Source organism: Telluria beijingensis, assembly GCF_030770395.1.
Lineage (GTDB): Bacteria > Pseudomonadota > Gammaproteobacteria > Burkholderiales > Burkholderiaceae_D > Telluria > Telluria beijingensis.
Window position 1 is genome coordinate 2,821,202 of the sequence record NZ_CP132480.1, and the last position, 22,142, is coordinate 2,843,343.

The window sequence follows — 22,142 nt, forward strand, 5'->3', positions numbered from 1 at the left end:
TGACTCCTGAGATGTGATTCAGCTTTCGAGCAGGCGCGCGGCCGCCTGCTGCGGCGACAGGCCGCTGGACGCCGCCTGCAACTGGCGCTCGCGTTCCAGGTTGCGCTCCAGCTGCTGCTTGCCGGCCCGGTACTGGCGCGGCCAGGCTGCGCCAGTGTAGCCGATGCGCGCCGCCTCCATCAGCGTCCAGGCCGGGTTGGCCAGGTGCGGGCGCGCCACGGCGCACAAGTCGGCGCGGCCGGCGGCGATGATGCCGTTCACGTGGTCGGCCTCATAAATACCGCCGACGGCAATGGTCGGGATGCCGGCCTCGTTGCGGATACGGTCGGCGAACGGCGTCTGGAACATCCGCCCGAACACGGGCTTCTCCCGCTTGCTGACCTGGCCCGAGGAACAATCGATCATGTCGGCGCCGGCCGCACGGAACAGGCGCGCGATCGCGACCGCGTCCTGCGGCGTGATGCCGCCCTCGACCCAGTCGTGGCTCGAGATGCGCACGCTGATCGGCCGGTCCGCCGGCCAGGCCGCGCGCACCGCGGCGAACACCTCCAGCGGATAGCGGCAGCGGTTCTCGAGACTGCCGCCGTAGTCGTCCTGGCGCCGGTTGGTCAGCGGCGAGATGAAACTCGAGAGCAGATAGCCGTGCGCGCAGTGCAGCTCGAGCCAGTCGAAACCGGCCTCGCAGGCGGCTTCCGCGGCGCGCACGAAATCCTGCTTGATGCGATCGAGGTCCTCGCCTGTCGCTTCGCGCGCCACCTGCGACACGCCGTCGAGGTATTGCTGGCTGGACGCCGACAGCAGCGGCCAGTTGCCGTGTTCCAAAGGCAGGTCGATGCCGTCCCACATCGGGCGGGTCGAGCCCTTGGCGCCGGCGTGGCCGAGCTGGATGCCGATCTTCGCGTCGCTGGCCGTGTGCACGAAGTCGACGATGCGCCGCCATGCCAGCATCTGCGCCTGCGTATACAGGCCGGGACAGCCGGGCGTGATCCGGGCGTCGGCCGACACGCAGGTCATCTCGGCCATCACCAGCGCCGCGCCGCCCAGCGCGCGCACGCCGAGATGGGCCAGGTGGAAGTCGCCCACCACGCCATCCACGGCGCAATATTGGGCCATCGGCGACACCACTACCCGGTTCTTCAGCAGCACGCCGCGCACCTTGTAGGGCGTGAACATGGGCGGCACCGCACCGGAAGGAGGCTCCACGCCGGCCGCCCGCGCCGCGGCCACGGCGAACCGGTGTTCGAAGCCCTCGACATAGGCCGCATCGCGCAGGCGCAGGTTTTCGTGCGACAGGCGCTGGCTGCGGGTGAGGAGCGAATAGGCGAATTGTTCCGCCTCCATGGCCGTGTAGCGCGCCACGTTCTCGAACCACTCCATCGAGTTGCGGGCGGCGCTCTGCAGCTTGAGCACCTCGACCAGGCGCGCGTCCTGGTAGCGGGACAGCGCGGCGAACAGGTCGCCCTCCCCTTGCAACTCGTCGGCCAGGCCGATCGCATCTTCCAGCGCCAGCTTGGTGCCGGAGCCGATCGAGAAGTGGGCCGTGTGGGCAGCGTCGCCCATCAGCACCAGCGGCACGCGCCGGCCGTCGACCTCGATCGGATGCACCCATGTGCGGCAGGCCTGGCGCGGGAAGCGGATCCACATGCTGGACCCGCGCAGGTGGGCCGCGTTGGCCATCAAGGCATGGCCGTCCAGGTGGCGCGCGAACAGGCGCTCGCAAAAGGCCAGCGCCTGTTCCTGGTCCATGTCGGCCAGGCCGCTCGCGCGCCAGGTGGCGTCCGGCGTCTCGATGATGAAGGTCGAGGTCTCGCCGTCGTACTGGTAGGCGTGGGCCTGGAACCAGCCATGTTCGGTTTCCTCGAAAGCGAAGGTGAAGGCGTCGAAGCGCTTGCGCGTGCCGAGCCACACGAAGCGGCACCGGCGCTCCTCGACCTCGGGCTGGAAGGCTGCGGCGTACTGCTGGCGGATTGCGCTATTGACGCCGTCGGCCGCCACCACCAGGTCGGCCCGGTAGCGGCGCGCCAGCGCGGGCACGTCCTCGATCCGGGTCTCGAACACCAGTTCCACGCCCAGTTCGCGGCAGCGCGCCTGCAGGATGTCCAGCAGGCGCTTGCGGCCGATGCCGCAGAAGCCATGGCCGTGCGAGGTGACGGTCGCGCCCTTGAAGTGGACGTCGATCGCGTCCCAGTGGTTGAAGGCCTGCAGGATGGCGCGCGCGCTCGGAGGGTCGGCCTGCGCCAGGCGGCCCAGCGTCTGGTCCGAGAACACCACGCCCCAGCCGAAGGTGTCCCCGGGCCGGTTGCGCTCGACGACGGTCACCGCATGCGTGGGATGGCGCAGTTTCATGAGCAGGCCGAAGTACAGCCCGGCCGGACCGCCGCCGACGCAAACGATGTTCATTTCCCCTCCCGGAGCTGGTGAGGCGTCCATATTACCCGCACCAATACTTGAGGTGTCAATTACTTGCAGCACACGAAAGAATCCTCCCATGGAAATCGCCAGTTTTTAGTACAATCCAGAAAGAACAAAACCGAGGACCGGACCTTGCGCGCCCGGCCACCCAACTTGGATAATTCGCCAGACACGATGAAGATTTCAGACCGGATTGCGCACTCCCGCCCCCTCGCCACCACCGCCATGCATGGCCGCGCCGAAGCGCTGCGCCATGCCGGCGAGCGCGTGATCGATTTCTCGATCGCGATCTCGCACTTCCCGGCCCCGCCGCCGGTGCTGGACGCCGTCTCCACCGCCATCGAGCGCGAGCGCACGCTGCCCTACACCGAGGTGAGCGGCGCGCTGAAGGTGCGCGCGGCGCTGCGCGCCAAGCTCGCCAGCGAGAACCGCGTCGAGGCGGCGGTCGACGAGATCATCGTGACCAATGGCTGCAAGCAGGCCTATTACCAGGCGCTGTACGCGATGACCGATCCGGGCGACCGCATTGCGGTATTCCGCCCGCACTGGCCAGCCTATCTCGCGACCGCCGAACTGCTTGGGCTCGAGGTGGTGCTGGCCGACCTGCCGGACACCCTGGACGCCGACACGCTGGCGGCGTTTGGTGCGGTCAAGGTGCTGGTGCTGAACAATCCGCACAACCCGACCGGCAAGGTGTTTACCCGCCGCGAGCTCGAGACCGTGCGCGACTGGGCCCTGGCCAAGGGCGTGCACGTGATCGTCGACGAAAGCTACGAGCACCTGGTGTTCGACGGCGAACACATCACGCTGGCGGCGCTGTGCGACTGGCGCGCGCTGGGCGTGGTCACCCTGTTCTCGGCCTCGCAGAGCTATGCGATGATGGGCTGGCGGGTGGGCTTCGCGCTCGCCCCCGCCCACCTGGTGCAGGCGATGCAAACCCTGCAGGGCCCGATCACGGCCGCCGCGCCCCACCTGTCGCAGGTGGCGGCGGTGGCGGCATTCGCCACCGGCACCCCGCACGCGCTGCTGGCCGACTATCGCGCGCGGCGCGACCTGGTGGTGCGCCATGTCGCCGACGTGCCCTGGATCGTCATGCAGGCGCCGGCTTCCGGCCCCTACCTGTGGGGCGACGTGCGCGCCCTCACCACCGACACGGTCGGTTTTGCCGAACGCCTGCTGGAAGAAGAGCGGGTGGCGCTGATGCCGGGCGACGCCCTCGGCCGGCCGGGCTACATCCGCATCGGCTATATCTCGGACGACGAGGCGACCCTGATGGAGGGCGTGCGCCGCATCGTCGCATTCGGCGCGCGGCTGGCGGGGACGCGATGAGCGGTGTGCTGGGGCGCTTCCGCCTGAACAGCCTGCGCAGCCGCCTGATGCTGCTGGTGCTGCTGGCGATCACGCCGATCGCGGTCGTCACGGTGCTGGGCGGCCTGCGCGAGCGCGAAGCGGCGATCCGCGCCTCGGAAGAAAACCTCCAGCGCCTGACCGCGCTCGCCGCCGCCAACGAGGCGCAATCGATCGACCGCGCGCGCCAGATCCTGGTCGACCTGGTGAGCGTGCCCGACCTGCTGGGCCCGACCGCCGGCTGCAACGCCCTGCTGGCCAATGTCCTCGACCGCAACGAAGGCTACGTCAATTTCGGCCTCATCCAGCTCAACGGCGACGTCACCTGCAGCGCGGTGCCGATGCTGCACCCGGTGAACCTGGGCGACCGCAGCCACTTCAAGCGCGCCATCGCCGAGCGCCGTTTCATCGCCGGCGATTACGTGTTCGGGCGCGTGATCCGCAAGCACACGATCAACCTCACCTACCCCGTCATCGACCGGTCGGGCGACGTGGTGGCGGTGGTGTTCGCGGCGATGGACCTGGCCGGCCTGGACACCTTCGTCAACGACATCAGCATGCCGCCCGGCTCGATCCTGGAAACGGCCGACGCCGCGGGCACCCTGATCTCGCGCCGCCCGGACCCGGAACGCTGGTTCGGCCAGCGCGTCAGCGCCGAGCTGCTGGCGGCCATGCGCGGCCCGCACGGGCGCGCGCTGGTGGTGCGCGGCGAGGACGGCGTCGACCGCCTGCACGCCTTCGCCCGCGTCGGCGCGCCGACCCTGACCGAATACACGGTCACGATCGGGATCCCGACCGACCTGATCACCCAGGTCGCGCGCGAGGCCCAGTTCATGTCGCTGCTGGGGCTGGGCGCGACCACCCTGCTGGCCCTGCTGGCGGCCTGGCTGGCCGGCGAGCGGCTGATCGTGCAGCGGGTACGCGGCCTGACCTCGGTCGCGCGCCGGATCGCGGCCGGCGAGCTCGAGGCCCGCACCGGCATCGAATACGGCAACGAAGAGATCGGGCGGCTGGCGGCAGCGCTGGACGAGATGGCCGAGAACCTGCAGAAGAAGGAAACCGCGCGCGGCCAGGCCGAGCGCGAACTGCGCGCGGCCGACCAGCGCAAGGACGAATTCCTGGCGATGCTGGCGCACGAGCTGCGCAATCCGCTGGCGCCGATCAGCACCGGCGCCCACCTGCTCAAGCTGCTGCACTCGGATAACGCCCAGATCACGCAGACCTGCGCCATCATCGCGCGCCAGGTCGAGCACATGACCAGCCTGGTCGACGACCTGCTGGACGTGTCGCGCGTGACGCGCGGCCTGGTTTCGCTGTCGACCCAGGTGCTGGACCTGCGCAGCGTGATCGACGACGCCGCCGAGCAGATCCGGCCCCTGATCGGCGCCCGGCGCCACAAGGTGGTGCTCGACCTGCCGGCCGGTCCGGCCCACGCCAAGGGCGACCACAAGCGCCTGGTGCAGGTGGTGGCCAACCTGCTGGGCAACGCCACCAAGTACACGCCGGAGGGCGGCCATATCGAGCTGCGGCTGCAGCTCGTCGGCGACGCCTGGCAGCTGAGCGTCAGCGACGACGGCATCGGCATGGATGCGCGCCTGGTCGAGCGCGTGTTCGACCTGTTCACCCAGGCCGAACGCACCCCGGACCGCTCGCAGGGCGGCCTGGGCCTGGGTCTGGCGCTGGCCAAGAGCCTGGTCGAGCTGCACGGCGGCAGCGTCAGCGCCCACAGCCCCGGCCTGGGCCGCGGCAGCACTTTCACCGTGCGGCTGCCGCGCCACCGGCAGGACAGCGCGGCGCTGCCGGCCAGCGCCCCGGCCATCGAGGCCGGCCCGGCGAGCGCGCTGCGCATCCTGGTGGTGGACGACAACCTGGATGCCGCGCACACGCTCAACCTGTTCCTGCGCGCCTCGGGCCACGAGGTGGAAATCGCCTACAACGGCGTGGACGCGATCGAGATCGCCAAGGTGTTCGCGCCCCAGGCCTGCATCCTCGACATCGGCCTGCCCGACATGGACGGCAACGAACTGGCGCGCCGCCTGCGCCGGCTGCCGCAAACCAGCGGCGCCACGCTGATCGCCGCCACCGGCTACGGGCGCCAGCAAGACCGCGAGGCCGCCAGCCAGGCCGGATTCGACCACTACCTGGTCAAGCCTGTCAATACGCTGCAACTGGGCGAACTGCTGGCGCTGGCCGGCGCTGGTTGACGTTTCCCATCCCGGCGCCGGCGCATCGTGTCAGCACGAGCGTGCGCCGGACACACTTGGTCGCATCAAGACAACAGGCGACAAGAAATCGCGTGACAGGGCTCATGCGTCGTACATAAAATTTGCACACAAGCAAATTTATGCGCTTTGGAGAAAATCCTTGGGCATGCTGACATGGATGCTGCCTGATGCCGACTTCTAACGACCTCGCCCAGTGGCGCGAGCGCGTATTCTCGACGCTGTTGCCGATCGTGTTCCTGCTGGGGGTGATCGCCGCCATTCCCGGCATCGCCCTCGTCCTCTACCAGGGGAAATGGCCGGTCGCGCTGATGGACGTGCTGGCCCTGTCCTGGCTGGTCGCCATCTGGCGCAGTACGCGCCTGTCGTACACGGCGCGCGTGCTGAACTTCCTCGCCATGCTGTACCTGGTCGCCATCGGCCTGATGCTGGCGGTGGGTCCGGTCAGCCTGAATTACCTGATGGCGCCGCCCGCGATGGCGGTGATCCTGCTCGGCAACCGCGCCGCGCTGGCCGCGCTGGCGCTGTGCGCCGCCTGCATCGTGGCGCTCGGCGCCGCCGGCCTCACCCCGCTCTACGTGCCCGGGCTGGAAGGCACCGCCCTGCTGTCGTCGCTGGTGGTGGCGCTCAACTTCACCTGCGTCGGCGCCCTGATCACCTTCACCAGCGGCACCCTGCTCAAGGGGATCGCCAGTTCGCTGGCCGAATCGCGCAACGCGGCCACCGAGCTCGAAGCCGGCCAGGACCGGCTGCGCCAGATGAACGCCGAACTGCGCCTGACGTCGGAAGCCATCGCGCGCCTGAACGACATGGTGCTGATCGCGCGCATGGTCGACCTGCCAGGGGCCGAACAGCCGATCATCTTCGCCAACGACGCCTTCCTGCACCATACCGGCTACACGCGCGACCAGGTGCTGGGGCGCAGCCTGCGCATGCTGGAAGGTCCCGGCACCGACCAGGCCACGGTGGACCGGGTGCTGGCCTCGGTGGCGCGCAAGGAAGCGGTAACGGCCGAACTGCTGCTGTACACCAGCCGCGGCGAACCCTACTGGGTCGAAGCCGAGATGGTGCCGTTCGCCGGCGACCGGGGCGCGATCACGCACTGGGTGGTGGTCAGCCGCGACATCACCGAACGCCGCAACGCTGCCGCCGCCATCCACCGGCTGGCCTTCTACGACGTGCTGACCGGCCTGCCCAACCGGCGCCTGCTGATGGAGCGGCTGGGCGAGATGGTCGCCGCCGCTCAGACCACCGGCGCGCTGGGCGCGCTGCTGTACGTCGACATCGACAACTTCAAGACCGTCAACGACGCGCGCGGACACACGGTCGGGGACCAGCTGCTGCAGACCGCCGCCGGGCGCCTGGTCGAGGCGGTCGGCGCACAGGGCTGCGTGGCGCGCCTCGGCGGCGACGAATTCGTGGTGCTGCTCGGCGAGCTGGGAAGCGAGGCCTGCGTCGCGACGGCGCGCGCGCTGGCGGTCGCGGAAGGCATCCGCTGTTCGCTGGCCGAGAAGATGCCGATCGAGGGCCAGCACTACTACGCCACCACCAGCATCGGGGTGGCGCTGGCGGCGCGCCTGCCGGCCGCCATGTCGGTGCACGACCTGCTGCGCGAAGCCGACACCGCGATGTACCACGCCAAGGCGCGCGGCAGGAACGGCGTGGTGCTGTTCGAGGCCGGGATGCTGCGCGACGCCGACCGCCGCCTGACGCTCGAGCGCGACCTCGGCCTGGCGCTCGAGCAGCGCGAGCTGGCGATGCACCTGCAGCTGCAGGTCGACGCCGCCCGCCAGCCCTGCGGCGCCGAACTCCTGATGCGCTGGCGCCGCAAGGACGGCAGCTTCGTGCCGCCTGACCAGTTCATCCCGGTGGCCGAATTGAGCGGACTGATCGTGCCGCTGGGCGACTGGGCCCTGCGCCAGGCCTGCCTGGCCTGGCACGCGCTGGCCGCCATCGACCGGCCGCTGCCGCTGTCGGTCAACGTCAGCCCGATGCAGTTCCGCCAGCCCGACTTCGTGGCCCGGGTCGCGGCCATCCTGCACGAGACTGGCGTGCCGCCCGGCCAGCTGATTTTCGAAGTCACCGAAGGCCTGCTGGTCGACCGGCTCGACCACACCATCGACCGCATGCACGAGCTGGCGGCGCTGGGCATCCGGATCTCGGTCGACGACTTCGGCACCGGCTATTCGAGCCTGGCCTACCTGACCCGGATGCCCTTGTACGAACTCAAGATCGACAAGGGCTTCATCCGCGACACCCCGCACGACAAGGACGGCACCGCGATCGTGCAGTCGGTGCTGGCCATGGCTGGCCACCTGGGGCTGCGCGTGGTCGCCGAAGGCGTCGAGACCGAGGCCCAGGCCGACTACCTGACCCAGCACGGCAACGCCTGCATGCAGGGCTACCTGTTCCACCGGCCGATGGCGCTGGACGCGCTGCTGGCGCACCTGGGCATCGCAGCCTGATCGCGCAGCGGCACGGATCGCCGCGATCCCGTATCATGCTTTTTTTGAACGGGAGGGATGTCGATGGATGAGGTGGGAATCGTACTGGCGATGCTGCTGGCGGTGGTGGCAAGCGGCTACCTGGTGCGGATACTGCCGTTCGCCGTGCCCCTGCCGCTGGTCCAGATCGCGCTCGGCGCGGCCATCTCAGGCACCACCAGCCACGGCGTGCGCCTCGAGCCACACATCTTCTTCTTGCTGTTCCTGCCACCATTGCTGTTCCTGGACGGCTGGCGCATCCCCAAGGTCGGCCTGTTCCGCGACCGCTCGACCATCCTCGAACTGGCGCTCGGCCTGGTCCTGTTCACCGTGATCGGCGCCGGCTTCCTGATCCACTGGCTGATCCCGTCGCTGCCGCTGGCGGTGTCGTTCGCGCTGGCCGCGATCCTGGCCCCGACCGATCCGGTGGCGGTGTCGTCGATCGCGGCGCGGGTGCCGATTCCGCCGCGCCTGATGCACATCCTCGAGGGCGAATCGCTGCTCAACGATGCCAGCGGCCTGGTGTGCTTCCGCTTCGCGGTGGCGGCGGCGCTGACCGGCACCTTCTCGCTGGGCGAAGCCACGCTGACCTTCCTGTGGGTGGCGCTGGCGGGCATCGCGATCGGCGTCGGGCTGACGGTCGCCGTCAGCGCGGCCCAGCGCATCCTCGCGGCGCGCATCGGCGAGGAAAGCGGCTCGCCGATCCTGGTCAACCTGCTGCTGCCCTTCGGCGCCTACCTCGCCGCCGAGCATGTCGCGGCATCGGGCATCCTGGCGGCGGTGGCGGCCGGCATCACGATGAGCTACGTCGAACTGAGCGGCCGCGCGCTGGCCACCACCCGCGTGCGCCGCGCCGTGGTCTGGGACACCGTGCAGTTCTCGCTCAACGGCATCATGTTCGTGCTGCTGGGCGAGCAGTTGCCGGCCATCGTCAAGGCGGCGCTCCGCGCACCCGAGCTGCCGGCGGCGCACGACGTCTGGTGGTTGCTGGGCAATGCGCTGGCGATCAGCGTGGGCCTGATCCTGCTGCGCTTCATCTGGGTGTGGGTGTCGCTGCGCCTGACCCTGCTGGCCGCGCGGCGCCAGCAGCAGGCCGTGTACCGCCCGAATCCGCGCCTGATCCTGGCCACCTCGCTGGCCGGCGTGCGCGGCGCGATCACCCTGGCCGGCGTGCTGACCCTGCCGCTGGCGATGCCGAACGGGACGCCGTTCCCGGGACGCGACCTGGTGATCTTTCTCGCCAGCGCGGTGATCGTGGCGTCGCTGGTGCTGGCCAGCGTGGGCTTGCCGCGGGTGCTGCGCGGGCTGGAACTGCCGGCCGAGCCGGCCCACGAAAGCGAGGAAGACGGGGCGCGCCACGCCGCTGCGCTGGCGGCGCTGGAAGCGATCGCGGCCACGCCGCCGCCACCCACCGCCGGCTGCGACCTCGAAGGCGCGGCCGAGATGCATGCCAGCGCGGCCGACCAGGTGCGCAGCCTGTACCAGTACCGGCTCGACGGTGGCACGGGGACCGGCATCGATCCGGACCGGGCGCGCGCCGCCGAGAGCGCGGAACGGCATTACCGCCTGGCCGCGCTCGAGCAGGAACGCGCGGTGCTGCTGCGCATGGCGCGCCACAACCAGCTATCGGACGAGATCGCGCGCAAGCTGCTGCGCGAGATCGACCTGGTCGAGGCGCGCTATCGCTGAGGCGCCATACCCATTATCTGTCGATGACGCCGAGGGCGATGCGCAGCAATTGCGCGGCGAAACGACCCTGACCCCATCGACCGCCCACCGCCAGCCGAGGTAGTCGGGTAGCCAGCCATTTCTTGCACAATAGGGCTTGGACCGTGGATCAGCTCAGCAGTTCAATGCTCATCCATATCTAACGCTGACAGCGCCACCGCTGAGCGGAAACCGCTAAGCCCCTCGGGCTCATACCGTGCCGACCACCACGATGTCCGCCTGTTCGGGCGCACCGTCAGCGAACATCAGCAAGGTCGTGACCTCGTCGGCATCGATCCGGTCGTCGTCGTCCTTGTTTATGTAATAGAACAGTGCGGCGCCGTCGCCGATGCCGCCATCGTCGAGCAGGAACACCAGGTTGGCGTTGCGTGCGACCTGGGTGACGTCGAACAATTTGTTGAGCTCGGTGATGATCGACGACGTGTCGCCGCTGCCGATACGGATCGGCGCCTGGGTCGTCGCTTGCGCCCCCTCGTCGGTGCTGCCGATGACGACACGGCCATCCGGACCGGCCGGCGCGGCCCAGTCGATCTCGCCGTCGTAGTCCTGGTCGAGCATGAGCGCTACCTGAAAATTGAACCGGATCTTGTCGACGCCGGACTCGAAGTTGACGACCAGGTCGCTGTCGCCTTCGCGCATGTAGTCCTCGATGCCGATGGCCATGGACCTGGACTGCTTGACGTAGACGTCGTGCCCGGCGCCGCCGACGATGTAGGGCGTATTCAGGTCGTTGAAGGAGGCGACCAGGAAGGCGGTATTATTGGTGGAGTCGAATACGCCGCCGGACGTCACCTGCGCCACCCTGCCGATCGCGACGCCTTCGAACTGGAACAAGCCATCGCTGCCGCCGGCGAAACGCAGCGAGCCCGCCTTCAGGTAGCCGGTGTCGGTGGTAAAGGTGTCGTCCTGCCAGCCCATCTCGTACAGGCCGGCGTGCAGGGCTTGGCCGAAGGTCAGGACGCCGGCATCGACGCCGAAGTCCGGCCCGGCCGTGTAGTCGACCGCGGTCGGCAGCGGCGCGCCGCTGGAATAGTCGCTGAGGACGAAGGTGGCGGCATCGTCCAGGCCGGTGAGCTGGGCGCCGTCGACCTCGAAGGTGGCCGTATTCGTCTCGCCCAGCAGGCCGAGGCTGATCGACATGAGCGTCGCGCCGATGGGCTTCACCCAGGGACCGTCGATCGCCTGGCTGAGCTCGTCGCCGGGATTGCCGGCGGCGTCGATCACGCGCACCTCGATGGTCGGATCCGCGTCGGCGAGGTCGACCGCGGGCAGCGTGAAGCTGCCGTCGCCGTTGTAGTCGTCCTCGTCCAGCGTGGTCCAGGCGCTATCGCCCTTGAAACGCCATTGCACGATGCCGTCGGCAGCACCGGTGACGCCGAAGGTGATGCCGGCCTGCGGCTGCGTGGTGGACGCCTTGCCGTCCGCCTCGCCCTCGATGCGCATGAAGGACAGCGTCTCGCCCGGGGCGGTCTTATCGTAGGTCAGTGCGAGCATGACGGCATCGCTGACGTGGCCGGCCGCGTCGATCTGGCGCACCTGCAGCGCGCTGCTGCGCTCGCCGAGCACGGCCGCGTCGAACACGGCACTGCCGCTGCCGTCGTTGACGCCGCCGAATGTCCACTCCTTGCCGTCGGTGCTGTACTCCCAGCCGGTGGTGAGCAGGGTTTCCAGGCCGCCGATCACGATCCTGGCATTGCTGGTGATGCCGTCGTCATCCTCGATGCCGGTATCTTCCTCCAGCACGACGGTCGGCGCAGCCGGCGCCATGGTGTCGAGCGTGAAGGTCAGGGTCTCGCTGCGGCTGATGTTGCCGGCGGCATCGACCTGGCGCACCTCGATGGTGTTTTCGCCTTCGACGAATACGGGCGCATCCCTGGTCCAGGACGGCTCGGCGCCCGTGGCGCCGGGCTGGTCGTGGACAGCGTATTCGATCCGGCCACCGGACTCGATGCCGCCTATCCGGACCGCCTCGGCGTCGCGCACATGGTGCAGGTCGGCCCCGAAATGCAGGCTGGCGGGATCGGTATCGAGCGTGAACACGGGCACGGCCACGTAGCTGTCGTAGACGATTGCCTGGCTGGCCGAGGCGACCACCTTGCCGGCGGCATTGACCACGCGCAGGTAGACCGTTGTCTCCAGGTCGGCATGCGAATCGGCAACCCGGGTGCGCGCCGCGAGCGGCGCGCCTTCGCCCAGGTCGACGACCACCGCGATGACGGTCGTCCGTCCCACCGTCGACGTCGCAAGACCGTCGCTCTTCCAGGCGCTGCCGTCGAGGCTGAACTCATAGCGTTCGCCGCCGGCCAGCGCCCGTCCGCTGTGGCTGAACTCGATCCTTGCCTCTTTTACATTGGTGACATTGTCGCGCGGCTGGGCGTCGCCTTCGTCATGCTGCACGCCGAGGAAAGCGAGACGCACGGGCATCACCGGCGCTGTTCCCTGGTTCGATGGATACACGACGTCGACCGCGGCCGGCAGGCCGCCAGTGGCCAGGGCCTCGACCACGTCGTGCAGGGTCGCCTTTTGCGGCATCACCTGCAGCACCTTCGCCATGCCGCCGCCGCGCAGCAGCGATTCGAGGGTGGCCGGATCGCCAGCCGCCGCTTGCGCGACATCGGCCAGCGCCAGCACCAGGTTGACCGGTTCGGACTGGCCGCGCGCGGTATCGAACAGCGCGACCAGGGTCGTGCCGGTGGCGATGGCCGTCACTACGTTCGGATTGTCGTGCGCGATATCGACCAGGCGCGCGGTGGCTTCGACCATGGCATCGATGTCCGCGGCGCTGGCCTGGGGGCCCACGGCCTTGACCAGGATGCGGGCGGCCTCGATCGCCGCATAACCGTCGTAGGCTACGCCGGACGCGGCGACTTCCGCGGTAAAGCGCTCGACCGCTTGCTGGCGCAGCGCCAGCAGGCCGGCGTCGGCCTGCTGGGCGCCGCGCGCGATGTACAGCGCGGCGTCGGCCATGCTGATGTGGCCCTGGGCGATGGCCTTGGTCCAGAAAGCCAGGCCCTCGCTGTCCGGGGCGCGCTCGAACAGGTTCTGGTAGATCTGGGCGATGCGGGCTTCGGTATCGGCGCTGCCGAATCGTATCGCGGCCTCTTCGGAGGCGGCGAAGGCCTGCGCGATGGTGTCGAAGTCGCCGTCGGCGCGCCCGAGCTGCATCGACCAGAATGCCAGGCCATCCGGGTCGGCCGGACGACCGTAGTAACCCAGATAGAACGAATTGACGATTGCTTCAACCCTGCTCATGCTTTTCCCCTGTGTTCATTGCGGAGCCGGGCCAGTTGCCCGCACCTAGCCCAAAAGTATATCCACTTGGCAATAAATGATCACCAATTTTCTTGCCGACGACGCCAGGCGCGGCTCATCCGTTGTAGAACTGCACGCCGCCTCGCGGACGGGCGCGCCGCGGCGTTCTCGATAGTGAGTTTGCGTACAGTGAGCGCAGGATACTGCGCGTAGGATCGGCTGGAACATCATCTTCGAGCGACCCTCCCATGCCCAGCGAACAACCCGACGACGAATCCGTACCCAGCGATCCGCCCACAGCCGCGCGCGCGGCCGGCCTGCGCTATGTCCATGACGACCGGCCCGGCATCCGGCGCGAAGCCATCAAGGACGGTTTCCGCTATGTCGACGCCCATGGCGAACCGGTGGCCGACGAGGATGCGCTGGCGCGCATCCGGCGCCTCGCGATTCCGCCCGCCTGGCTCGACGTCTGGATCTGCCCGCAAGCGAACGGTCATCTGCAGGCCACCGGGCGCGACGCCCGCGGCCGCAAGCAGTACCGCTACCACCCGAAGTGGCGCGAGGCGCGCGACGAGGTCAAGTACGAGCGCATGCTCAAGTTCGGCCAGGCCCTGCCGGCCATCCGCGCCGAGGTCGACCGTGCTTTAAAGCTGCCCGGCCTGCCCCGCGAGAAAGTGCTGGCGACGATCGTCTACCTGCTCGAAGCGACCATGATGCGGGTCGGTAACGAAGAATACGCCCGCACCAATAAATCGTTCGGCCTGACGACGCTGCGCAATCGCCATGCGAAGGTCGACGGCAGCGACGTCGAGTTCAGCTTCCGCGGCAAGAGCGGCGTCTACCACAAGGTCAAGGTGCACGACCGGCGCCTGGCGCGCATCGTGGCGCGCTCGCGCGACCTGCCGGGCCAGGAGTTGTTCCAGTACGTGGACGAGAATGGCGAGACCCACGCCATCGATTCGAGCGACGTCAACGACTACCTGCGCGCCATCGGCGGCGAAGACTATACGGCCAAGGATTTCCGCACCTGGTCGGGCACGGTACTGGCGGCGCTGGCGCTGCAGGAGTTCGAGAAATTCGATTCCGAAGCCCAGGCCAAGAAGAATATCGTGCGTGCGATCGAGTCGGTGGCCGAAAAGCTCGGCAATACGCCGTCGATCTGCCGCAAGTGCTATGTGCACCCGGCGGTGCTGGACGCCTATCTCGACGGCGCCGCCCTCGAGGTGCTGCGCGAACGCACCGAAGAGACGCTGCAGGAGGACCTGCATGCGCTGCAACCCGAGGAAGCGGCGGTGCTGGCCATGCTGCAGCAGCGCCTGCGCCGCGAGCAGGAAAACCCGCGGCCTGCCCCCGCACCGCGCAAGAAGGCGGCGGCCAGGAAGCCGGCCGCCCGCAAGGCGCCGCGCGCCGCGGCCCGCGCCGCGGCCTGAGCGTACGCCCGGGACGCTGCCGGCCTACTGGACCAGGTAGGTGACCACTTTCCAGCTGCCGTCGGCTTCGCGCGCGGTGACCACGGTCTCGGTCACGCCGGGTCGGTTGGCATACACGGCGCCATACTGGATCACCACGTAGTCGGCTTCCGGCGCGCCGGGCAAGGTGCGCGTGTAGCGCGCATTGGTGAGCGAGCGCGACTTCAGTTCGCCCAGCGGCGCGCGCGCGCCCTGCAGCATGCCGGTCCACTGCTCGGCGGTGACGGCGCCGCGGAAGGCGCTGCCGGCGGCGCTCCAGGTCTCGGGACCCTTGCCCGCATCGGCCAGCCTGAGCCACTGTTCGGCAGCCGCCACGCCTGCCTTGCTATGGTCGGTTTCCTGCGCCTGCACGGTGGCGACGGGCATGGCGAACATCATGGCGAGGGCGATCGGTGCGAGCTGTTTCATGGTGGTCTCCAGAGGGTGGACAACGGGGTGGCTACGGGTAGAGCGCAGGCTCAGTCGCCGGCATCGTATTTGTTGAATACCTGGCGCAGATAGGCGATGAAGGTCTCGTCGGTGCTCTGCGACTTGCCCCTGGTATCGGACAGCTTGGCCACCGGCTGGCCATTGCAGCGCACCAGCTTCATGACGATATTGAGCGGTTTATGGGGCGTGTCGTTGGTGAGCTTGGTGCCGATGCCGAAGCCGGTCATCACGCGGTCGGCGAAATGGCGGTACAGCTCGAGGGCCTTGGGCACCGTGAGCGCGTCGGAAAACACCAGGCGCTTGGTGCGCGCGTCGATACGCAACTTGGCGTAGTGCGCCAGCGCCTTCTCGCCCCACACGACCGGATCGCCCGAGTCCTGGCGCAGGCCGTCGAACAGCTTGGCGAAATACAGGTCGAAATCGGCCAGGAAGGCATCCATGCCCACCACGTCGGTCAGGGCGGTGCCAAGGTCGCCGCGATACTCCTGCACCCAGTTTTCGAGTGCCGCCTTCTGGAAGTCGCGCAGGCGGGTGCCGAAGGACTGGTGGGCCTGCAGGTATTCGTGGGCCATGGTGCCGATCGGCGTCAGCTTGAGCCGATAGGCGAGGTAGACGTTCGACGTGCCCTTGAAGTAGTGCGGCAGCTCGCGCGCCATGGTCGCCACCACCTCGTCGTGCCATTCGCCGGAATAGCGGCGGCGCACGCCGAAGTCGAAGAATTCGAAGGGATTGGCGCGCGGCGCTTCGTTGCCGAAGGCGCGCAGCTCGTCGATCTTCTGCTGCAGGCGTACACGCGCTTCGCGCAGCGCCTCCTGCTGGTCGAAGCGGCGGAAGTACAGCTCGTTGACGATGTAGAGCACGAAGATCTCGAAGCCCATCACGTGCACCAGCGGACCGCTCGCGCGGATCGCCAGGTGCGGGCCGTCGGTGGACACCTCGATGAACTTGCGCTGGAAGCGGAACAGGGTGAGGAAGTCGGCGAAGTCGCTCTTGATGAAGCGCAGGCCGCGCAGGTAGGCGACTTCGCCCTCGGTGAACATCATGCCGCACAGGTAGTCGAGCTCACGCTCGACATCGTCCTTCAGTTCGGCCAGCGGATAGGCCGGCTCGTTACGGCAGCGGAATTCATACTCGCCGGTGGCGCCGGGGTGGCTGTGCAGCAGCGCCTGCCACATCGTGAACTTGTAAAGGTCGGTCTCCAGCAGGCTGCGGACTACGGGTTTCATCAAGGCTCCAGGCATGTGCGCAACGGGCGCGGCAGGCTGTATTGTCGCCTACTTCGCGGCGCGGCGCTTCGAAGAGCGCTTTGGCGCCAGCATGGTGCCCGTGCAGCCGGGGGTGCCGCAGCGGCAGGCGAACAGCTTCTTGAGCCTGGGCGTGTGACGCTCGTCGTAGATCAGCGCGTAGTTGTAGTTGAGTTCTTCGCCGGCGTCGATGTCCTGCATGGCGTGGATGTAGACCTTGCCGTCGTCTTCGAAGGCCTCGCAGTTGGGCGAGCAGGCGTGGTTGATCCAGCGCGCATCGTTGCCATCGCGGCCGCCGTCGATCACGCGGCCGTCGGCCAGGCTGAAATAAAAGGTGTGGTTGATCGGGCCGCCCGTTTTCTCGGCGCGCCGGGTCGCCTTGTCCCAGCTGATGCGCTGGCCCCGGTATTCGATGATGCGCTCGCCGGCCGGGATGGAGCGGCGCGCGAATACGCCATTGCCGTGGACCGGCGACTGGCGCACTTCGTACATGGGATCGTGGTCGGAGGGCTGGCCCTCGCCTTTGGTGGAGCGCTTTTTCTTTTCTTTGGTGGTCATCTGGGTGCCGGGTGGACGATTGGTCGAATGCAGCCATTATGGCCGCAATCGCCGCCCGCGGGCCGCACACTTATCAAGATTCGCTCACGAGACCCCGGCGGCGGCGCGCAGGGCGGCGATGTCCATCTTTTTCATCGCGAGCATGGCCAGCATGACCGCGTCGCTGCGCGGGCCGGCCATCAGCGACATGATCTCGGTCGGCGTCACCTGCCACGACAGGCCGAATTTGTCCTTGAGCCAGCCGCACTGGCGCGCCGCCTCGTCGCCGCCCTCGCCCAGGCGCTCCCAGTAGTAGTCGATCTGATCCTGGGTATCGCACATCACCATGAACGACACCGCCTCGGTGAAGTGGAACTGCGGCCCGCCGTTCATGGCGATGCAGGGCTGGCCGTCGACTTCGAACTGCACCGCCATCACGCTGCCGGGCGCCATGTGGTGCACGTCCTGGCCGGCCGCGCTGTAGTGCGACACATGCGTGATGCGCGAGTCGGGAAAGATCGCAATATAGTGTTTGACGGCTTCTTCGGCCTGGGTGTCGAACCACAGGCAGGGCTGGATCGGCGCGTGCAGTTTCATGGTGAGCCTCCCGGTCGCTTGCGTTGTCAGCTGGCGGCGAATTCTTCTTCGCGGTACTCCACGCCCTGGCCCGCCGGGCCAGCGCCCTTGCCTGCTTCTTCGCGGCGCAGCTCGACGCGCCGGATCTTGCCCGAGATGGTCTTGGGCAGTTCGCGGAACTCGATGCGCCGGATCCGCGCATACGGCGCCAGGCGCTCGCGGCTGAAGGCGAACAGCGCGGCCGCCATCTCGCGGTTCGGCTCCACCCCGGCGCGCAGGGTCACGAAGGCCTTCGGCACCGACAGCCGCAGCGGGTCGGGGCTGGGCACGATGGCCGCCTCCAGCACGCTCTCGTGCTCGATCAGCACGCTCTCGAGCTCGAACGGGCTGATACGGTAGTCGGACGACTTGAACACGTCGTCGTTGCGGCCGACGTAGAAATAATAGCCGTCATCGTCCACGCTCGCCGTGTCGCCGGTGTGGTAGTGCCCGGCGCGCATCGCCTCGGCCGTCTTCTCCTCGTTGCCTTCGTAGCCGACCATGAGACCGATCGGCTGCGCTGCAAGTTCCACCGAAATCTCGCCTTCGCGCGCCGGCTGGTCGTCCAGGTCGAGCAGCGCGATGCGATAGCCCGGCAGCGGGCGGCCCATCGAGCCCGGCTTGATCGGCTGGCCCGGCGAATTCCCGATCTGGCAGCTCGACTCGGACTGGCCGAAGCCGTCGCGGATGCGGATGCCCCAGGCGCGCTCGACCTGCTCGATCACTTCCGGGTTGAGCGGTTCGCCCGCCCCCACCAGTTCGCGCAGGGCGGGACGCCAGGCCGCCAGGTCTTCCTTGATCAGCATGCGCCACACCGTCGGCGGCGCGCACAGCGAAGTCACGCCGCAGCGCACGATGGCATCCAGCACGGCGCGGCTGGCGAAGCGCTCGTAGTTGTAGACGAACACGGTGGCGCCGGCGTTCCACGGCGCGAAGAAGCAGCTCCAGGCGTGCTTGGCCCAGCCGGGCGAGCTGATGTTCCAGTGGACGTCGCCAGGCTGCAGGCCGATCCAGTACATGGTCGACAGGTGGCCGACCGGATAGCTCTGGTGGGTGTGCAGCACCAGCTTCGGTTTCGCCGTGGTGCCGGACGTGAAATACAGCAACAACGGGTCGGTGGCGCGGGTCTCGCCTTCAGGCACGAACACGCTGGCGACGTCGTGGCTGGCCTCGTAGGCGTGCCAGCCGGCGGGCGCCCCGCCGACCGCGATGCGGGTGTGGCTGCCGCCCAGCGCGTCGAATTTGTGGGCTTCGCTGGCCTGGGCGATCACGTGTCTTACCTGGCCGCGTTCGAGGCGGTCGCGCAGGTCGTCGCCGGCCAGCAGCATCGTGGTCGGCACCAGCACGGCGCCCAGCTTGATCCCGGCCAGCATGATTTCCCACAGCTCTACCCGGTTCGGCAGCATCAGCAGCACGCGCTCGCCGCGCCGCACGCCAAGGTTGCGCAGGTACTCGGCTACCTGGCTCGAGCGCGCGGCCATGTCGGCGAACGAGATCTTGCGTTCGCTGCCGTCTTCCTCGACCACCCACAGCGCCGGCGCGTGGTTATCCTTCGCCTGGTGGTCGAAGAAGTCGAGCGCCCAGTTGAAACTGTCGAGATCGGGCTTCTGGAAATCGCGGTAGGCGGTGTCGTAGTCGAGCCGGTGCCGCTGGAGGAAATCGCGCGCCTGCAGGAAGCGCTGGGTTGGCGTCATGGGGTGTCTCCTGGTCGCTATGCGATGCGGGTGGCAGGCGCCCCGCAGTATTGGTGTACTGGCCATTCTGCCACCGATTCGCCGGCCGGTGGCGCGATCCTGGCGAGCCCATGATGCTACAAGGCGTCTATAATCCACATGTACTGAATTTTCTGGCCATCCCTCATGACACAGCCCCTCACCCAGCACGCCGAGCCGCCCCTGAACATCCACGCGCTCAAGTCCTGCGCGCAGTGCAGCATGCACCAGCTGTGCCTGCCGATGGGACTGGAGAACGACGAGATCGACCGCCTGGACAAGATCATCGGCCGCCGCCGCCGGCTGCAGCGCGACGATCGCCTGTATGGCGTGGGCGAGCCGTTCCGCAACCTGTACGCGGTGCGCTTCGGCCACTTCAAGACCTACCAGCTGAATGCGGCCGGCGAGGCGCAGATCACCGGCTTCCAGATGGCCGGCGAGCTGCTGGGCATGGACGCGATCAGCGGCACCCACCATTGCGACGCGGTGGCGCTGGAAGATTCCGAGGTGTGCGAGATCCCGTTCGCGCGCCTGGAAGACCTGTTCGGCGAAGTGCCGACCCTGCTGCGCCACTTCCACCGCATCATGAGCCAGGAAATCACGCGCGAGCAGAACGTCATGCTCCTGCTCGGGAATATGCGCGCCGAACAGCGCTTCGCCGTCTTCCTGGTCAACCTGTCGGCGCGCTACGCCACCCGCGGCTATGCGGCCAACCGCTTCCAGCTGCGCATGTCGCGCGAAGACATCGGCAACTACCTGGGCCTGACCATCGAGAGCATCAGCCGCCTGCTGTCGCGCTTCAAGAAACAGGGCTGGATCGAAGTCGACAAGCGCGAACTGACCCTGCTCGATCCGGCCAAGCTGAAGGCGCTGGCGGCCGGCACCGACGTGTGCAGCCCGATGGCTTGATCTCATGACGACGCAGCCTTCCTGCGACCTGCACCTGCGCAGTTACGACCGGATACACTGGGGCGATAGGCACGAGTACGCCCAGCTGGTGCTCCCGTTGCATGGCGAAGTGCTGCTCGACATCGAGGAACGGTGCGGCCGGCTCGATCCCCTGCATGGCGCCCTGGTGGCGCCGGGCGCCTGGCATGCGCAATCGAGCCAGGCCGCCAATGGCTCGCTGATCGTCGACGTCGACGGCGCCGCCTTTCACTCCGGCCCCTGGCAGCAACTGCTGGAGCGGCCTTTTGTCACGCTCGGCCCAGCGGCGCGCAAGCTGGTCGAGTTCATGGGCCTGATGGCGGGCGAGAACGCGCCGCCGCGCGCCATGGTGCAGGGCTGGGTGCCGCTGCTGCTCGACACCCTGGGCCTGGACGCGCCACGCGCCACCTCGCGCCTGGCCGCCCTGCTGGCGCGCATCGAGGCCGCGCCCGGCCAGGCCTGGAGCACGGAATCGATGGCGCGCGCGGCCAACCTGAGCGTGAGCCGGCTGCACGCGCGGTTTCGCGAAGAGCTGGACAGCACGCCGCACGCCTGGCTGCTGACATGCCGTCTCGACCGCGCACGTGAATTGCTGGCGGGTAGTGCGCGCAGCGTGGCCGACATCGCGCTGGCCTGCGGCTTTGCCGACCAGGCCGGCCTGACGCGCGCCATGCGCCGCGCACTGGACACGACGCCGGCCGCCTACCGGCGCGCATCTTGCGAGAACGGGACAAAGCCGCAGTAGTCCCGGCCAAGACGGCGCCCCGGTGCGGCGTCGAGAATCTCCCTTCATTCGGGAGATTGTCATGTTGTTCAATCCAACTGCGGGCGGCCTTGACCGCTCCACCCTGCTCGGCATCGGCGCCGGCATCGCCGCCGGCGCGCTCTGGGGCCTGGTGTTCCTGGCGCCGGAACTGGCGCCCGAATTCCTGCCCATTCAACTCTCGGCCGGCCGCTACCTGGCCTATGGCCTGGTCGCCGCCGTCCTGATCTATCCGGCCTGGGGACGACTGCGCCGCAAGCTCGGCTGGCACGCCTGGCGCGCCCTGGCTGGGCTCAGCCTTACCGGCAACATCGTCTATTACCTGTTCCTGGCCAATGCGGTGCAGCTGGGCGGCGTGGCCATGGCCTCGATCGTGATCGGGCTGCTGCCGATTGCGGTCACGCTGGTGGGATCGCGCGAGCGTGATGCGGTGCCGCTGCGCCGCCTGCTGCCGTCTCTGCTGCTGAGCGGCGCCGGGCTAGCCTGCATCGGCTGGGAGTCGCTGTCGGCGGCCAGTCCGGGCTCGCTGGCCGGCCTGGCCTGCGCCTTCGGCGCGCTGGTGTCGTGGACCGTCTTCGCGGTTCACAACAGCCGCTGGCTGGCGCGCCTCGATGGCGTCTCGTCGCATGAATGGAGTTTGCTGGTCGGCGTGGTGACCGGGCTGATGGCGCTGGTGCTGGCGGTGCCGGCCTTCGTGCTGGCCCCGGGACAGCACGGCATGCCGGCCTGGCTGCAATTCGGCGCGCTGGTGACGGCGGTCGCCATCCTGTGCTCGGTAGTGGGCAACGCCTTGTGGAACCATGCCAGCCGCGCGCTGCCCCTGAGCCTGATGGGGCAGATGATCGTGTTCGAGACCATCTTCGCGGCGCTGTATGGTTTTCTGTGGGAAGCGCGCTGGCCGACCGGCTTCGAGGCGGCCGCGCTGGCGCTGCTGGTGGCGGGCGTGATTTCGTGCGCTTCTGCGCACCGCAGCAAATGAGTGAAACGATTCTCACCGTCCTA

Annotated in this window: 15 protein-coding genes and 1 pseudogene; 8 read left to right on the forward strand and 8 right to left on the reverse strand. The window is 68.3% G+C overall.

Translation table 11 applies throughout. The features are described 5' to 3' along the window. Window positions 1–18: 18 nt before the first annotated feature. The gene (locus Q9246_RS12550) at window positions 19–2,400 is read right to left on the reverse strand and encodes a bifunctional salicylyl-CoA 5-hydroxylase/oxidoreductase (RefSeq protein WP_306397875.1); all 2,382 of its coding nucleotides are present in this window, start codon (window positions 2,398–2,400) and stop codon (window positions 19–21) included. Window positions 2,401–2,586: 186 nt separating this feature from the next. Here Q9246_RS12550 and Q9246_RS12555 point away from each other — a divergent pair, with 186 nt between their 5' ends. The 4 genes from Q9246_RS12555 to Q9246_RS12570 all read left to right on the forward strand — a co-directional run bounded on the left by Q9246_RS12555 (window position 2,587) and on the right by Q9246_RS12570 (window position 10,153). After that, window positions 2,587–3,741, forward strand: coding sequence for a pyridoxal phosphate-dependent aminotransferase (locus Q9246_RS12555; RefSeq protein ID WP_306397876.1), 1,155 nt, complete (start codon window positions 2,587–2,589; stop codon window positions 3,739–3,741). Continuing rightward, window positions 3,738–5,963: a hybrid sensor histidine kinase/response regulator gene (locus Q9246_RS12560; protein ID WP_306397877.1), complete on the forward strand. Its 2,226-nt coding sequence runs from the start codon at window positions 3,738–3,740 to the stop codon at window positions 5,961–5,963. Before Q9246_RS12555 ends, Q9246_RS12560 begins: the two co-directional genes overlap by 4 nt. A 188-nt stretch (window positions 5,964–6,151) precedes the next feature. Further along, window positions 6,152–8,446: a putative bifunctional diguanylate cyclase/phosphodiesterase gene (locus tag Q9246_RS12565; RefSeq protein WP_306397878.1), complete on the forward strand. Its 2,295-nt coding sequence runs from the start codon at window positions 6,152–6,154 to the stop codon at window positions 8,444–8,446. 63 nt (window positions 8,447–8,509) lie between these two features. Then, the gene (locus Q9246_RS12570) at window positions 8,510–10,153 is read left to right on the forward strand and encodes a Na+/H+ antiporter (protein ID WP_306397879.1); all 1,644 of its coding nucleotides are present in this window, start codon (window positions 8,510–8,512) and stop codon (window positions 10,151–10,153) included. A gap of 13 nt (window positions 10,154–10,166) precedes the next feature. On the opposite strand, the pseudogene Q9246_RS26515 reads toward Q9246_RS12570, so the two are convergent. Both Q9246_RS26515 and Q9246_RS12575 read right to left on the reverse strand, forming a co-directional pair. Further along, window positions 10,167–10,267, reverse strand: a pseudogene (locus Q9246_RS26515) (IS1595 family transposase); the annotation flags it as partial. A gap of 114 nt (window positions 10,268–10,381) precedes the next feature. Further along, window positions 10,382–13,444, reverse strand: coding sequence for a DUF4214 domain-containing protein (locus Q9246_RS12575; RefSeq protein ID WP_306397880.1), 3,063 nt, complete (start codon window positions 13,442–13,444; stop codon window positions 10,382–10,384). A gap of 248 nt (window positions 13,445–13,692) precedes the next feature. Between Q9246_RS12575 and Q9246_RS12580 the strand changes: the two genes are divergently transcribed. Beyond that, window positions 13,693–14,874, forward strand: a complete 1,182-nt coding sequence (locus Q9246_RS12580; protein ID WP_306397881.1) for a DNA topoisomerase IB — start codon at window positions 13,693–13,695, stop codon at window positions 14,872–14,874. Window positions 14,875–14,898: 24 nt separating this feature from the next. Here the strand turns inward: Q9246_RS12580 and Q9246_RS12585 are convergent, their stop codons facing one another. The 5 genes from Q9246_RS12585 to Q9246_RS12605 form a co-directional block, all read right to left on the reverse strand. Beyond that, on the reverse strand, window positions 14,899–15,321 hold the full coding sequence (locus Q9246_RS12585; RefSeq protein ID WP_306397882.1) for a DUF4019 domain-containing protein: 423 nt from the start codon (window positions 15,319–15,321) through the stop codon (window positions 14,899–14,901). 50 nt (window positions 15,322–15,371) lie between these two features. Beyond that, entirely contained in the window at window positions 15,372–16,568 is a 1,197-nt protein-coding gene (gene pncB / locus Q9246_RS12590) for a nicotinate phosphoribosyltransferase (RefSeq protein WP_306397883.1), read from the reverse strand. Between the two features lie 48 nt (window positions 16,569–16,616). Further along, window positions 16,617–17,144, reverse strand: a complete 528-nt coding sequence (locus tag Q9246_RS12595; protein ID WP_306397884.1) for an SET domain-containing protein — start codon at window positions 17,142–17,144, stop codon at window positions 16,617–16,619. Window positions 17,145–17,228: 84 nt separating this feature from the next. Beyond that, on the reverse strand, window positions 17,229–17,720 hold the full coding sequence (locus Q9246_RS12600) for a VOC family protein (RefSeq protein WP_306397885.1): 492 nt from the start codon (window positions 17,718–17,720) through the stop codon (window positions 17,229–17,231). A 26-nt stretch (window positions 17,721–17,746) separates the two neighbouring features. Next, a complete protein-coding gene (locus Q9246_RS12605; protein WP_306397886.1) occupies window positions 17,747–19,432 on the reverse strand; it encodes an AMP-binding protein in 1,686 nt (561 codons plus the stop codon). 165 nt (window positions 19,433–19,597) lie between these two features. Between Q9246_RS12605 and fnr the strand changes: the two genes are divergently transcribed. The 3 genes from fnr to Q9246_RS12620 all read left to right on the forward strand — a co-directional run bounded on the left by fnr (window position 19,598) and on the right by Q9246_RS12620 (window position 22,119). Further along, a complete protein-coding gene (fnr, locus tag Q9246_RS12610; RefSeq protein WP_306397887.1) occupies window positions 19,598–20,359 on the forward strand; it encodes a fumarate/nitrate reduction transcriptional regulator Fnr in 762 nt (253 codons plus the stop codon). A gap of 4 nt (window positions 20,360–20,363) precedes the next feature. Beyond that, window positions 20,364–21,122 carry an AraC family transcriptional regulator gene (locus tag Q9246_RS12615; protein ID WP_306397888.1) on the forward strand — a complete coding sequence of 253 codons (759 nt, stop codon included), beginning with the start codon at window positions 20,364–20,366 and terminating at the stop codon, window positions 21,120–21,122. Between the two features lie 61 nt (window positions 21,123–21,183). Then, window positions 21,184–22,119 (forward strand): DMT family transporter, encoded by a 936-nt coding sequence (locus Q9246_RS12620; protein ID WP_306397889.1) that lies wholly within the window; start codon window positions 21,184–21,186, stop codon window positions 22,117–22,119. Window positions 22,120–22,142: the final 23 nt, after the last annotated feature.